The sequence below is a fragment of the Bombella apis genome, assembly GCF_018221685.1.
GTDB lineage: Bacteria > Pseudomonadota > Alphaproteobacteria > Acetobacterales > Acetobacteraceae > Bombella > Bombella apis.
The window spans coordinates 604,910-618,146 of the sequence record NZ_JAGJTM010000004.1 but is presented as its reverse complement, the minus strand read 5'-3'; the positions used below and the strand labels follow the sequence as shown (position 1 = coordinate 618,146).

Annotated in this window: 12 protein-coding genes; 3 read left to right on the top strand and 9 right to left on the bottom strand. The window is 60.7% G+C overall.

Annotation, left to right across the window (positions count from 1 at the left end; translation table 11 throughout):
• The first annotated feature begins 4 nt into the window (after window positions 1-4).
• Entirely contained in the window at window positions 5-982 is a 978-nt protein-coding gene (locus tag J8Z04_RS05970) for a Tim44 domain-containing protein (RefSeq protein WP_192848057.1), read from the top strand.
• Between the two features lie 234 nt (window positions 983-1,216).
• Here J8Z04_RS05970 and J8Z04_RS05965 read toward each other — a convergent pair whose 3' ends face one another.
• The 3 genes from J8Z04_RS05965 to J8Z04_RS05955 all read right to left on the bottom strand — a co-directional run bounded on the left by J8Z04_RS05965 (window position 1,217) and on the right by J8Z04_RS05955 (window position 4,159).
• Window positions 1,217-2,182 carry a heme o synthase gene (locus J8Z04_RS05965; protein ID WP_081563033.1) on the bottom strand — a complete coding sequence of 322 codons (966 nt, stop codon included), beginning with the start codon at window positions 2,180-2,182 and terminating at the stop codon, window positions 1,217-1,219.
• Between the two features lie 11 nt (window positions 2,183-2,193).
• Complete coding sequence (locus tag J8Z04_RS05960) at window positions 2,194-3,333, bottom strand: heme-copper oxidase family protein (RefSeq protein ID WP_192848056.1); 1,140 nt, start codon at window positions 3,331-3,333, stop codon at window positions 2,194-2,196.
• Window positions 3,334-3,502: 169 nt separating this feature from the next.
• Window positions 3,503-4,159, bottom strand: a complete 657-nt coding sequence (locus tag J8Z04_RS05955) for a class I SAM-dependent methyltransferase (RefSeq protein WP_103765432.1) — start codon at window positions 4,157-4,159, stop codon at window positions 3,503-3,505.
• A 184-nt stretch (window positions 4,160-4,343) separates the two neighbouring features.
• Between J8Z04_RS05955 and J8Z04_RS05950 the strand changes: the two genes are divergently transcribed.
• On the top strand, window positions 4,344-4,646 hold the full coding sequence (locus tag J8Z04_RS05950; protein ID WP_192848055.1) for a hypothetical protein: 303 nt from the start codon (window positions 4,344-4,346) through the stop codon (window positions 4,644-4,646).
• Window positions 4,647-4,686: 40 nt separating this feature from the next.
• Here J8Z04_RS05950 and gshB read toward each other — a convergent pair whose 3' ends face one another.
• Genes gshB through uvrB form a run of 4 tightly spaced genes read right to left on the bottom strand, consistent with a single transcriptional unit; the run spans window position 4,687 to window position 9,268 of the window.
• Window positions 4,687-5,673 (bottom strand): glutathione synthase, encoded by a 987-nt coding sequence (gshB, locus tag J8Z04_RS05945; RefSeq protein WP_081563030.1) that lies wholly within the window; start codon window positions 5,671-5,673, stop codon window positions 4,687-4,689.
• A 59-nt stretch (window positions 5,674-5,732) separates the two neighbouring features.
• Window positions 5,733-6,233: a transcription elongation factor GreB gene (greB, locus tag J8Z04_RS05940; RefSeq protein ID WP_043560592.1), complete on the bottom strand. Its 501-nt coding sequence runs from the start codon at window positions 6,231-6,233 to the stop codon at window positions 5,733-5,735.
• A gap of 6 nt (window positions 6,234-6,239) precedes the next feature.
• Entirely contained in the window at window positions 6,240-7,148 is a 909-nt protein-coding gene (locus J8Z04_RS05935) for an aldose 1-epimerase (RefSeq protein WP_043560595.1), read from the bottom strand.
• A gap of 2 nt (window positions 7,149-7,150) precedes the next feature.
• On the bottom strand, window positions 7,151-9,268 hold the full coding sequence (gene uvrB, locus J8Z04_RS05930; protein WP_103765429.1) for an excinuclease ABC subunit UvrB: 2,118 nt from the start codon (window positions 9,266-9,268) through the stop codon (window positions 7,151-7,153).
• A 182-nt stretch (window positions 9,269-9,450) separates the two neighbouring features.
• Here uvrB and J8Z04_RS05925 point away from each other — a divergent pair, with 182 nt between their 5' ends.
• Window positions 9,451-9,807: a hypothetical protein gene (locus tag J8Z04_RS05925; RefSeq protein ID WP_192848054.1), complete on the top strand. Its 357-nt coding sequence runs from the start codon at window positions 9,451-9,453 to the stop codon at window positions 9,805-9,807.
• 63 nt (window positions 9,808-9,870) lie between these two features.
• Here the strand turns inward: J8Z04_RS05925 and J8Z04_RS05920 are convergent, their stop codons facing one another.
• Window positions 9,871-11,229: an ABC1 kinase family protein gene (locus J8Z04_RS05920; RefSeq protein ID WP_081563027.1), complete on the bottom strand. Its 1,359-nt coding sequence runs from the start codon at window positions 11,227-11,229 to the stop codon at window positions 9,871-9,873.
• Between the two features lie 72 nt (window positions 11,230-11,301).
• Complete coding sequence (locus J8Z04_RS05915; RefSeq protein ID WP_232086314.1) at window positions 11,302-13,161, bottom strand: M3 family oligoendopeptidase; 1,860 nt, start codon at window positions 13,159-13,161, stop codon at window positions 11,302-11,304.
• Between the last annotated feature and the right edge of the window lie 76 nt (window positions 13,162-13,237).

Here is a 13,237-nt window from a genome sequence, read left to right as displayed (position 1 = left end):
GATTATGCGTATTCGTCTTTTCCCCCTCGCAGCGGCAGCCCTGTGCCTGCCACTCTTTGCCCTTGCTCCGGCTGCCGATGCCAGAGCTGGCATGGGGTCTTCCCTGGGCAGCCGGGGCTCCCGCACCTATAGCCCCCCGCCCCGCACCAGCCTCACCCCCAACTGGGCCCGGCCCATGGACCGCAGCATGACGCCCCGCACGCCGTCCTATGCCTCTCCGGCACCGGAGAGCGGCTTCAGTCGGCCAAACTTCGGCAACAGCATGCGACCACCCTTTGCCATGCGGCACCCCTTTCTGACCGGGCTGGCTGGTGGCTTCCTTGGGGCCGGGCTGTTCGGAATGCTGAGCGGGCATGGCTTCTTCAGCGGTTTCAGCGGAGGCGGCGGGTCCTTCTTCGGCTTCCTCATTCAGGTGCTGGTCGTTGCCTTCATCATCAATTTCCTCATCAAACTCTGGCGGAAACGGTCTTCCAACAACACCATGTCCAGCAATGCAGGTGGCTCTGGCCTGTTTGGTGCAGCCGGTGGCGCTTCCTCCCCCTTCACCAGCCAGCCGCAGCAGGCTCCTTCGCAGGGCGTGACCCTGACGCCTGATGATTACAGCACCTTCCAGCAGTTGCTGATAAACGTACAGGCTGCCTGGAGCGCACAGGACATGATGTCCCTCCAGCGCATGGCGACGCCTGAAATGGTCAGTTACTTCAACAACCAGCTTTCCGAGCTGACAAGCCGTGGTGCCCGCAACATCGTCTCTGATATCCAGTTCCTGCGGGGTGACCTTGCCGAAGCCTGGCGGGAAGGCACAATCACCTACGCCACCGTGGCCCTGCAATATTCCGCCATTGATGTCACGACCGACAGCATGGGCAATGTTCTGGACGGCAGCAAAACCGAACGCCAGACCATCACGGAACTCTGGACCTTCCTCCGTGCCGATGGCCGGGGTAACTGGATCCTCTCCGCCATCCAGCAGGCCGGGTGACCACTCCCCTGGGCGAGAGGCAGCCACCCTGCCTCTCAGCCGCCCTCACCTGAATGAAAAAACCCCGCTTGCCTGAACCTTTCATGGACAGGCAGGCGGGGTTTTCTTTCCCATCTACGAGAAGACGTCACAGTCGGTACAAAGCCACCACGAACAGGGCCAGCGTGAAAAAGGAAAGCCCGAGAACGATGCCGAAGAGACGGCCCTGGCGGCGGGAAGGAGTGTTATGATCGCTCATGCCAGAAGAACCCTGTCAATCAGAAGGCCACAGAAGAGGAAGAACAGATAGGCCAGTGAATAGCGAAACGCATGACGGGCCGGTTTATCTTTCGTCAGGCTGTTCCCCTTCTCATCCTGTCTGTCGAACAGGACCCGCAGGCCGTAATAGATGAAACCGAGGTCCAGCAGGCTGGCACAGACCGTGTAGAACCAGCCACACTGCCCGACCACGCTCGGCACGAGAGACACGGCCCCCAGAATGAAAGTGTAGATGACGATCTGCCAGCGTGTATGGCGTGCGCCCTTCACGACTGGCAGCATGGGGATGCCCGCACTCTCGTAATCCTTGCACGCATAAAGAGAGAGCGACCAGAAATGCGGAGGCGTCCACAGAAAGACGATGGCGAACATCACCACCGGCAGCACGTCCAGCGATCCCATCGTCGCTGCCCAACCGATCATGGGGGGGAAAGCTCCGGCTGCGCCGCCAATCACGATGTTCTGCGGCGTGCTGCGCTTGAGCCACATGGTGTAGATCACACCATAAAAAAAGATGGAAAAAGCCAGAATCCCTGCCGCCAGCAGGTTGGTCGCCAACCAGAGCAGCACAACGGAGGCTACCGACAGCACAACCGCATAAACCAACGCACTCGTCGGTTCGACCCGCCCTCCGGGAACAGGACGGATGCGGGTCCGCTTCATGATCGCATCAATGTCACGATCATACCACATGTTGATGGCACCCGCCGCACCGGCCCCGATGCAGATGCAGGCAATGATAACCAGCCCGACAGGTACGGACGGCCATTTCGGCGCTACGGCCATGCCCGCCAACCCGGTGAAGACCACAAGTGAAATCACTCGTGGTTTGAGCAGCGCCACCCAATCTTGCAGAGCCGTATCACCAGCATGTCCCTCGACACGCAGCGCCCCCAGAAAACGGGCCAGTGGAGAGGCCGAAAGACCGGATGATGCCTGCATGGAAAAACACCTTACTCTTCAGGAAAAAGCCCCATTGTCCCCTGGGTCCGCTCTACCAGCAGGCCATACCAGACCATTCCGGCAGACAGGGCGAACATGAGCAGGCTGCAGCCCATCAACAGCACGGCAGGCACGATCAGCTGCGGCAGAATGGAACAGAGCGCCCCGACAAACGTGATGAAAGCATGAATCATGCCAAAAATGGAGAAAGATCGCCCCCACCGTGCCAGTCTGGCCCCGCACCAGCCATAGAAAGCTGCACTGAGAGCAAGAAGGCTGCCGAACATCACAAGCTGATGCCCTGCCGCCCCCAGAACGAAGGCCCCCGGCGGCACCCCCTGTATGCCCCAGACTGGTTCGGTCAGCATGGCGGCCCAGCCAGCAAGCAGCAATACAAGCCCACCGGAAGCCCAGGCCGCCACTGGCCCCGATGGCAGGGCAGTACGCCATATATCCCTGGCAAAGGCTACGAGAAGAACCAGACAGGGAACCCCTAGCCCGATGCTTAATCCAGCGCTGTAAACCGATGACGGAAGCCCGCCGAAGAGATGGTCAGCCCAGAGCAGAACAGGCACCACACCCATGACGCCAAACGCATGGGGAGCACAGCGGGGTACCCACCCCTGCTCCTTCTGCCCGGGCAGAAGAGCAGCCATGATGATGCCAAGCGAAGGCACGCTCAGCAGGGTCATTTCCACACTGCCACGCAGAACCGTCAGAAGGGCTTCAGGCCCGGCACCAGCCAGACCACTCCGCAGCAGAAAAGCCAGCAGAACGGGAGCGATGATGAGCACAGACAGAGCATTGGCCAGAAACGCCCAGACCAGCGGCGGACAATCACGGAAGGGGATGGACCGCATCTCCAGAACCGTGGCCAGCACATTGAAAGCCAGCGCCAGCACGCCAATGCTCCAGAGAGCCAGCCCGACAAACGGCATGACCGGCAGCAGAAAGGCACCTACAGCCAGCACGCCAAAACCGGTACGGACCGCAAACGGCAGCGCCATGCCCTCGCCTTTCAGCAGGTCCGGCAGGAACCAGCGGGCCATCCCGCCCAGAAAAGCCGGGCATACAACATAAAATGTCATCAGCACGGCATGGGACACAACGACACCAGGAGACGGATGCACATGCAGGAAAGGCAACCCCATGGCGCCCCCCAACATGCCAGCAAACAACGCCAGCAGAAAAAACGCCCCACCGCTTCTCCCATGACGGGATGAAGATACTGTCTGAAATAACGGCCTTGAAGTCACTCTATTCCGCCAGCCTGTTGCCACCATGAAACATCTGCCTTTCTCGAAGGCAGATGGATTTCCCCTACTTAGTCTTCTCAGGCGGCAATGTCACGAGGGTGAACAGACCCGCCGGAGGGACGGGCACGATGGTCGCCCGGGCCATATCCTCCGGTGGAAGCAGGGATTCAATGGCAAAATCAGGATGCCAGCCCAGCGCACGGGAGGCCCGGGCCATGACCTTCTCCACCTTCAGCCGAAGGCCCCCACGGGCAAGGAAATGGTTGACAAAAAGGATGTGTCCCCCCGGTTTCACCACCCTCTTCAACTCTGCCAGAAGCAGGTCCGGATGAGGCACGACAGAGGCCACGAACATGCCGACGGCGATATCAAAGCTGTTATCGGCAAAGGTGGTATGTTCGGCGTCCATCACCATAAGTTCATCAACATTACGGAGACCTTCCCTCTTCACACGCTCCCGGGCAAGGGCCAGCATGTCTTCCGAGAGGTCGATTCCTGTAATGCGTTTGTCGGACCTGTAGGAAGGAAGGGCCAGCCCGGTTCCAACTCCCACCTCCAGCACACGCGTGCCCGGAAGCGCATTGACAGCCGCCACGGCCCGCCGTCGCCCGAAAGCGGATACACCGCCAAAAACCTTGTCGTACATGCGAGCCCAACGGCGATAGGCATCACGTACGCTGTCAGCATCGAGGGAAGAACGGGGTTTAAGGGAAGACACCATGAAAATGCAGCCTCAACTGTCTGCCCCCAACAAAGCGGGGAGCATTATCGCTACTGATACCGATCAGTCCGCCCCTTTCTTGCCCCCCAACGCCCTTGGCTGACAAGGTATTCTGACGATATTATGCGAAAAAATTTGGTCTACCTGTCCAGAACAGAACCAGAACTCATGACTGGATCACACGATGAAGCATCTCGATCTCATATTGGCCCTTCTCTGCCTGTTTTTCTGGGTGGCCCTTTATGTCGTCTATTACCATGAAAGACTGTTTCCATGGCTCATCAACAGGTTCAGCCGGGACAGACCATCCAGGGACCTGAAGGTGGAAAATGGATATTTCTCTGATGGCGTACCCATTCCATTCCGGGACAATCTCTATCCTTCCGACCCTGAAAAAGATGCCAGGACAGAGGACGGCTCCACATCACCGGAAGAGCCTCCCCACGAGACCGTAACACGGAAAACGGACCAGACACCAAACAGGTGAAAGGCCTGACCATAGGGCCAGGCCGCTTCCATGTTTCCTTTCAGGAAAGACGGGCCTCGATGCAGTCCCAGATCATCCCGGCACTGTTGATGCCATCAAAACGGTCCAGTTCCTGTAGGCCCGTCGGGGAGGTGACGTTGATCTCCGTCAGCCAGTTCCCGATCACGTCAATCCCCGTGAAAATGAGGCCATGTTCCTTCAGGTACGGACCAATGGTCCGGCAGATTTCCCTGTCACGGTCCGTCAGTTCCACACGCTCGGCACGGCCGCCGACATGCATGTTGGACCGGGCATCACCCTGCGCAGGAACACGGTTGATTGCCCCGATCGGCTCGCCATCCACAAGGATGATGCGCTTGTCCCCCAGCCGCACGGCAGGCTCATAACGCTGCACCATCAGCGGTTCACGGGAGCGGGAGAAGTGCATCTCCAGCAGGGAGGAGAAATTCTCGTCATCCTCCTTCACCCGGAAGATGCCCGCTCCACCATTGCCATAAAGCGGCTTCAGGATGATGTCCCTGTGCTTCTGCCGGAAAGCGGCAATCGCCTCCCGGTCCCACGTCACCAGCGTTGGCGGCATGAGCTGGGGAAAATGCGTGACCAGCAGCTTCTCCGGTGCATTGCGTACGGATACCGGATCATTCACCACGAGGGCCTGCCCCTCGCCCGTGCCATGAACATGCTCCAGCATGTGGGTGGCCGTGATGTAGCCCATGTCGAAAGGCGGGTCCTGCCGCATGAGCACGACATCACATGAGCCGATGTCCAGAACCTCCTCCGGGCCAAAGGCAGCATGATCGCCTTTCTTCCGCTGTACGGTCACCCTGCGGCTCCGGGCCTGAAGACGGCCTGCCGTGCCCTTTCCTTCCAGCAGGGACAGGGTGGTGGGGTGATAGACATGCAGCTCGTGCCCACGTCGCTGGGCTTCCAGCATCAGGGCAAAGGTGGAATCACCATCGATGTTGATGTCTTCCAGCGGGTCCATCTGCACGGCAACACGCCGCCGGGAGGAAGAGGACTGGACCATAAGAATAACTCCGCAAAAGCAGTTCAGGACCGAACGGTTTCTTTCAGGCCCCCACCATATCAGGCCGGGTCTGGATAGGCGATGGACAGCACTTCCACAAGGACAGGGCCGGATGGTGTCTGCATGGTGACCTCGTCATGCACGGCAGCTTTCATGAGAGCACGGGCCACCGGAGCCTGCAGGCTGACCTCCCCATGCTCCAGCCGGGACTCATCCACGCCAAGAATCGTCACGGTATAATGACGGTCCTCCTCATCCGCATAGCAGACGGTGGCGCCGAAGAAGACACGGTTCCGGTTGGTCTGGGCTGCCGGGTCCACAATCACGGCCTGATCCAGCCGTTTCGTCAGGAACCGGATGCGCCGGTCGATCTCCCGCAGGCGGCGTTTGCCATACTGGTAGTCCGCATTCTCCGAACGGTCGCCATTACTCGCCGCCCATGAGACGACCTCCACGACCTGCGGCCGCTCCTTCTGGGTCAGCTCTTTCAGCTCAGCCCGCATCCGGGCCGCACCCTGTGGGGAAAGATAACGGTGCAGGGCAATCTTCTCGGCGGCCATGCGGCGTCAGCCTTCCGCCGGACGACGTGAGACATCAGCACGGAAGCGGATCATGCCGCCAAGGCTCTGCCCCGGTGCCAGCACATGCACGCCACGCCCGGCGATCTCCGGCCTGTTGAGGGCATCCGTCATGCTCGTGACCGGCTCGATGGCCACATAGCCCTCCTCCGGCTGGGAGAAGACCACCAGATGCGAGAAAATCCGGTCCGCTTCCACCGTCAGGTCTGGCAGACCCCCGGGCTGCTCCAGCCGGGCCTGACCGGCAAACCCGGCAAACCCGTTATCCAGCTTCAGCTCCTCAAGGGCCTGCCCTGTCGAAAAATCCCACTCACCTTCGCAGGATTTTTTTTCGGTCGGCAGGCCGTGACCGTCCGTCAGCCAGACCGAGTCCGCTGCGAATTTCAGGCGGGATTTGGCCTCCGAATGGAAGAAAGGATGGAACCCCAGACCGACCGGCTGATCGACCGTATCGCTGTTCCGGATCACGATGGAGACATGCAGCCCGTCCGCCCGCAGCTCGTAGGACATGACGGCCCGATAGGCATAGGGCCATTCCCCCCGACCGGCTTCATCATCAGAAGGCGTGTGATCGAAAGTCAGGATGGCGTGACTGTCCGTTCTGTGCGCCACCTGCCATTCATGCTCCCAGCCATTGCCATGGATGGGATGCGGGCAGCCCTCCATGTTGGGGACAAGCCTGTGCTCCTCTCCCCCGAAGGCAAAATGGCCGTCTGCAATCCTGTTGACATAGGGCAGCAGAGGATAGGCCCCCACGGCCACGCCCTTCTGGTTCCGCAGGGCCGGATTGGCGACCGGACGGAGCATGTCATGCCCCTGCACCTGCCACTGGCCAAGGGCAGCCCCCGTCTCCGGCAGGATGGTCAGGCTCTGCCCGTCTCTCTTGAGTTCCAGCATGGTCAGTCCTTCTTTTTCCGTCTGGTCGTCTTGCGTTGTCTGGCCTGCGAAGCTGCCGGGGCCGGAGCAATGAGGCCAATGTCGCTGGCCTCCCGCCGGTGAATCTCGTCCCGCAGGGCGGCGGCCTGTTCAAAGTCCAGCTCAGCTGCTGCTTCACGCATTTTCTTGCGCAGATCGTCAATGGTGAGCTGTGGATCAGACTCCGGCGAAGCTTCCTTGCCCGCCAGCTCTTCCTGAAAGAGCGTGTCGCTGATGCGGCTGCGGACCGTCTGCGGCGTGATGCCGTGCGCCTCGTTCCAGGCCATCTGCTTTTCCCGGCGGCGGGCCGTTTCCTCGATGGCGTAACGCAGGCTGTCCGTCTCCTTGTCCGCATAGAGCAGGACACGGCCATTCACGTTGCGAGCGGCGCGGCCGATCGTCTGCACAAGAGAGGTGCGGGACCGCAGGAAGCCTTCCTTGTCTGCATCGAGAATCGCCACAAGGGCACATTCGGGAATATCCAGCCCTTCCCGCAGCAGGTTGATGCCCACAAGAACATCAAAGGCCCCCAGCCGCAGGTCCCGGATGATCTCCATGCGCTCCAGCGTATCAATGTCGGAATGGAGATACCGCACTTTCACGCCATGTTCGGAAAGATATTCCGTCAGGTCCTCAGCCATGCGCTTGGTCAGGGTCGTGACGAGGACACGGCCATTCTCGGCAATGGTCGCCCTGGCCTCATGCAGCAGGTCGTCCACCTGCCCTTCCACGGGTCGGATGATGGTGATGGGGTCTGTCAGGCCGGTCGGACGGATGATCTGCTCGGCAAACACGCCTTCCGTCTGTTCCATCTCCCACGGCCCCGGCGTGGCGGACACGAAGATGCTCTGCGGCCGGAAGGCATCCCACTCCGAAAAAGACAGGGGCCGGTTATCCAGACAGGAGGGAAGACGGAACCCGAAATCTGCCAGCGTTTCCTTGCGGGCACGGTCCCCCCGTTCCATCCCGCCAATCTGGGGCACACCGACATGGCTTTCATCCACGATCAGCAGGGCATCTTCCGGCAGATACTCAAAGAGGGTTGGCGGCGGATCACCGGGACGGCGACCTGAAAGATAGCGGGAGTAGTTCTCAATTCCCTTGCAGACGCCTGTCGTTTCCAGCATTTCCAGATCAAAATTGGTCCGTTGAAGGATGCGTTCTTCCTCCAGCGGCTTTCCCTTGTCCCTGAAATACTGGATGCGGTCCTGCAGTTCATCCTTGATGCTGACCATCGCCTGATTGAGCGTGGGGCGGGGCGTCACATAATGGGAGCTGGCATAGAGGCTGACCTCTTCCAGATCAGCCGTCTTCTCCCCCGTCAGCGGGTCGAATTCGGTGATGCTTTCCACCTCATCCCCGAAGAGCATGACACGCCACGCCCTGTCCTCGTTCTGGATGGGGAAAATGTCCACCTGCTCCCCCCGCACCCGGAATGACCCACGCTCGAAGGCCAGATCATTCCGCTGGTATTGCAGCTCCACCAGATGGCGGATCAGGTCGTCCCGATCGATGATCTCCCCCGGCACGAGGCGGATTTTCATGCGGGCATAGGATTCGGGCGAGCCGATACCATAAATGCAGGACACGGAGGCCACGATGATGACATCGTTCCTTTCCAGCAGGGCCTGCGTGGCAGCATGGCGCATCCGGTCTATGCGCTCGTTGCGCTGGCTGTCCTTCTCGATGAAGGTATCCGAACGGGGCACATAGGCTTCCGGCTGATAGTAATCATAGTAGGAAACGAAATATTCCACCGCATTGTCGGGGAAGAACTGTTTCATCTCACTATAGAGCTGGGCCGCCAAGGTCTTGTTGGGAGCCATGATGAGCGTGGGCCGCTGCGCCGCCTCGATCACCTTGGCCATGGTGAAGGTCTTGCCCGACCCTGTCACACCCATCAGCACCTGATCCCGCTCCCCGGCCTGCAACCCGTCCAGCAGGGCGGCAATCGCCTGCGGCTGGTCCCCGGAGGGTTCGTAATCCGATTTGACGACAAACCGGTTGGTCTTCGGTTTGGCGGGCTGTTTTTCAGGGAAAAAATCCGTCTGACGGGGCGCGACCGGTTTTTTCTTTCTGCGGGACGACGAAGAAACTGCCATGGCCCCTAGATGGGAGCATGTTCCTGCCACCACAAGATGCCTCTGACGGAATAAATGAAGCCACCCGTTTCCGGCTGTTCATTCCTCATAAAAAGACTGGCAGTTTTTACAGGGTCGTTTACCATCACACCGCCTCTTCACTGCCCAATGAGGCTCCACTTCCACAAAAAGGTCAGAACCTTATGGATATCGAACAGATCGAGCAGAGCTACACGCAGTTCCGCAACACGGCGCAGCAGGCCTTCCAGCTGATTGACCGGCTGATCGGCCAGATGCAGGATGCCTCGCAGAATGGCGACGCACAGGCCGGGGAATGGGCTGCGAACCTCCAGCAGATTTCCTCCATCTTCCAGAATGGCCAGGGCCATGCCGGGGACCTCGTCGGCCAGCTGGCCGGTCTGGTGAGCCATCTCGGCGAGAAAAACGGGGGCGAAAGCTCCGGTGAACAGGGCAGCGGCTTCGCCAGCTTCGGCAAGGCCCTCCAGCAGGACGTGATCCAGGAAATCGGCGGCAACCTGCTGAGCAAATTCTTCCGCTGACAGTTCCCTGCCCACCCTGACAGGCAAGGCCGGACCGGTATGCTCACCCGTCCGGCCTTTCCTTCATCTGGCGGGCTGGACCTGCGCCTTCCGCAGGGCGTCCTTCTGCCGGGCCGCCAGAACATCCACATTGAAATCCTGCGTCAGCTCCATGAAGAGCCGGTGCCAGTTCACCCGTGCTCCCAGCCGCAGGAAGGCACTGCCCAGCCCGATGGCCGAGCGGTCCAGCATGACGAATTCCCGTGGCAGAGTGATGCCGCCCGTGCGCTTCAGCCCGTCATAGACATGCTCCAGCACCCGGCGGGCCTCCTGCGGGTTGTTGCTCTCTTCCACGTTGCAGATTTCATCCGTCATGAGAGGACGATAGAAGAAGCGTGCCCACTCATTGAGCACGGCGGCCCGCTCCCGTGAAATGTCCCTGAAGCCCCAGTCATGATAGGCCTCGTAGGCCCGTTCCTCATCGCCATCCCGCAGGGCATCGAAGAGAGACAGGACACCACCGACAAACCGGGGCGAGAAAATGCGTACGGAACCGAAATCCAGCAGATTCAGCCCACCATCCTGCCGCACGGTGAAATTGCCCATATGCGGGTCACCATGCACGACGCCATAATGATAGACGGGCCTGTACCAGGCCTTGAACAGCGCAACCGCAATGGCGTTGCGCTCTTCCTGCGGGAGCTGTTCCTCCAGCACGGACTTCATGGAGCGGCCCCCCACCCAGTCCATCGTCAGCAGCCGTTCCGTGACCAGCCCGGGTACGGGGGCAGGCACGGTAACTTCCGGCACATCCGCCAGCATGAGCCTGTAGAGCCGCAGGTGGCTGGCCTCCCGTGTGTAGTCCAGCTCTTCCCGCATCCGTTCGGCCAGTTCGGCATAGACCTCATCCTGCCGGATGGCATTACCCACGAGGCTGAACACGCCCAGACCGCGCTTCAGCTGCCGGAGGTCCTGCTCCATGGCTCCCGCCATGCCGGGATATTGCAGCTTGCAGGCCACCTCCCGCCCGTCGGCCAGAGCCGCACGATGCACCTGCCCCAGTGACGCCGCCGCCACGGCCTCATGGCTGAAAGACCGGAAGCGGGATTCCCACCCCGCCCCCAGCTCGGCCCTCATCCGCCGCTGGACGAAGTTCCATCCCATCGGCGGCGCATTGGCCTGGAGATGGGCCAGCTCCTCGGCATAGTCATCAGGCAGGGCACCGGGAATGGTCGAGAGAAGCTGGGCAGCCTTCATCATCGGGCCTTTCAGGTTGCCCAGAACGGCCCGCAGCTCCTCCGCATGGCTGGTCGTGTTGCTCCGCAGGCCCAGCTTGTGCCCGGCCATGCGGGCCGCAACACCCCCCACCATGCTGGAGGCCCGGAACATGCGCTGCATGTTATCGACAAAGCCCGTCCTGTCGATGTCACGTTCACGTGCCATGATCTCAACCCTTACCTGTTGCCCTGTCAGGCAGTGTGCCAGCCTGCATGGCGTGCAGGCCGGCTTTCATCCTCATGCAGCCGGTTCAGCCTCAAGCTGGTCGATCAGCCCGGAAATGACATCCAGACCACGGTTCCAGAAGGACGGATCACCGGCATTCAGCCCGAACGGTGCGAGCAGCTCCTGATGGCGCAACGTGCCACCGGCGGCAAGCATCTCCTTGTATTTTTCCGCAAAGCCTGCCGGGCTGTCCTGATACACGCCATAAAGCGCATTCACCAGACAGTCGCCAAAGGCATAGGCGTACACGTAGAAGGGCGAGTGGATGAAATGCGGAATGTATGACCAGTAGAGGTCATAATCCGGGGTGAAGCTGAAGGCCGGGCCAAGGCTGCGTGTCTGCACGTCCCGCCAGATTTCACCAAGACGCTCGGCAGGGATTTCGCCCCTGCGGCGTTCATCATGCACCTGCACCTCGAACTGGTAGAAGGCGATCTGCCGCACGACCGTGTTCAGCATGTCCTCCACCTTGGAGGCCAGCAGATGATGACGGCGTTTCGGATCACTCTCCGCATCCAGCAGGGACTGGAAGGTCAGCATCTCCCCGAAGACAGAGGCCGTCTCGGCCAGCGTCAGCGGCGTGTCGGAACGGAGATAGCCCTGCTTCTTCCCGGCCAGCATCTGATGGATGCCGTGCCCCATCTCATGGGCCAGCGTCATGACGTCACGGGGACGGCCATGATAGTTCATCAGCAGATAAGGATGCACGGAGGGCACGACCGGATGGGCAAACGCCCCGGAAGACTTGCCCGGTACGGCTGCCGCATCGATCCACGGGCTGTTGAGGAACGTGCTGGCATGGCGGCCCATCTCCTCATCAAAATCCTGATAGGCACGCTGGACGATCGCCTTGCCCTCATCCCAGCTCAGCCGCCTGTCCTGCACGTCGGGCAGCGGGGCATTGCGGTCCCAGTGTTCCAGCTTGTCCAGCCCCAGCCAGCGGGCCTTCATGCCGTAATAACGGTGGGAGAGACGGGAGAAGGACGACTGCACGGCATCCACCAGCGCATCCACCACCTCGTCTTCCACCATGTTCGCCCGGTTGCGACTGCTGACAGGCCGGGGGTAACCCCGCATGGTATCAATCGTGGCCTTGTCCTTGGCCAGCGTGTTGGTGATGCCCACCAGCAGCTTGTTGTTGGCTGCCAGCGTGGCACTGATGGCCCTGGCTGCCCCTTCCCGCTTTTTCCGGTCGCTGTCCGTCATGTAATTGAACACGTCGCCCAGCGGCTGCTCTTTCCCCTCGAAGGAGACCATCAGCCCGGCCATGGTCTCGTCAAACAGCCGCACCCACGCATTCCGGCCAGAGACGGCCATGTCCATCAGAACACGCTCCACCTCATCGGAAAGCTGATAGGGGCGGAAGACCCGCAGGTCCCGCAGATAAGGCTTCCATGAGGCCAGCTCCGCATTCTCGCTGAAGCCTTTCTCAAGGGCTGCATCATCCAGCCGGTTCAGCTCCAGCGGGAAGAACAGCAGGAAAGCTGAAATGGCGGTCAGACGCTCCCGCACGCTCTGGGCGAAACGGCCACAGGCAGGGTCGGTCGTGTGGGCTGCAAAGAGAAGCTGGGAATAGGAACCGATCTTCCCCAGCCCTTCCTCGATCACCTCATAGCCCTGGAGGGCATGGGCCAGATCGGCCGGAGAGGCCTTGCCCAGCGTACCCTTCCAGCGGCTTTCAAATGTCCGGGCCTCATGGTCCAGCCGGACGAAATCCGATTCAATGGCCGGGTCCTCCGGGGAGGCATAGAGGTCGGAAAGGTCCCAGCGGGGGGCAGCCACGGGCGCAGCCGCCTCACCTTCCGGGGCGGAAACCTGCCTGCCTTCCGGCAGACGGGCAAAGGAGCGTGTCTTGAGAAATGATGTCATCATCCCTGCAGACTAGCCAAGCGAGGGGGCTGTGAAAACTCTCTTTTCTGTCACGGTCCATCCTCCAGCCCCGCAGCCC

What these genes read in the sequence shown, in the direction of transcription:
- J8Z04_RS05970 (WP_192848057.1), top strand. Translation starts at nt 5, where the DNA reads ATGCGTATTCGTCTTTTCCCCCTCGCAGCGGCAGCCCTGTGCCTGCCA.
- J8Z04_RS05965 (WP_081563033.1), bottom strand. Translation starts at nt 2,182, where the DNA reads ATGCAGGCATCATCCGGTCTTTCGGCCTCTCCACTGGCCCGTTTTCTG.
- J8Z04_RS05960 (WP_192848056.1), bottom strand. Translation starts at nt 3,333, where the DNA reads ATGGGGTTGCCTTTCCTGCATGTGCATCCGTCTCCTGGTGTCGTTGTG.
- J8Z04_RS05955 (WP_103765432.1), bottom strand. Translation starts at nt 4,159, where the DNA reads ATGGTGTCTTCCCTTAAACCCCGTTCTTCCCTCGATGCTGACAGCGTA.
- J8Z04_RS05950 (WP_192848055.1), top strand. Translation starts at nt 4,344, where the DNA reads ATGAAGCATCTCGATCTCATATTGGCCCTTCTCTGCCTGTTTTTCTGG.
- gshB (WP_081563030.1), bottom strand. Translation starts at nt 5,673, where the DNA reads ATGGTCCAGTCCTCTTCCTCCCGGCGGCGTGTTGCCGTGCAGATGGAC.
- greB (WP_043560592.1), bottom strand. Translation starts at nt 6,233, where the DNA reads ATGGCCGCCGAGAAGATTGCCCTGCACCGTTATCTTTCCCCACAGGGT.
- J8Z04_RS05935 (WP_043560595.1), bottom strand. Translation starts at nt 7,148, where the DNA reads ATGCTGGAACTCAAGAGAGACGGGCAGAGCCTGACCATCCTGCCGGAG.
- uvrB (WP_103765429.1), bottom strand. Translation starts at nt 9,268, where the DNA reads ATGGCAGTTTCTTCGTCGTCCCGCAGAAAGAAAAAACCGGTCGCGCCC.
- J8Z04_RS05925 (WP_192848054.1), top strand. Translation starts at nt 9,451, where the DNA reads ATGGATATCGAACAGATCGAGCAGAGCTACACGCAGTTCCGCAACACG.
- J8Z04_RS05920 (WP_081563027.1), bottom strand. Translation starts at nt 11,229, where the DNA reads ATGGCACGTGAACGTGACATCGACAGGACGGGCTTTGTCGATAACATG.
- J8Z04_RS05915 (WP_232086314.1), bottom strand. Translation starts at nt 13,161, where the DNA reads ATGATGACATCATTTCTCAAGACACGCTCCTTTGCCCGTCTGCCGGAA.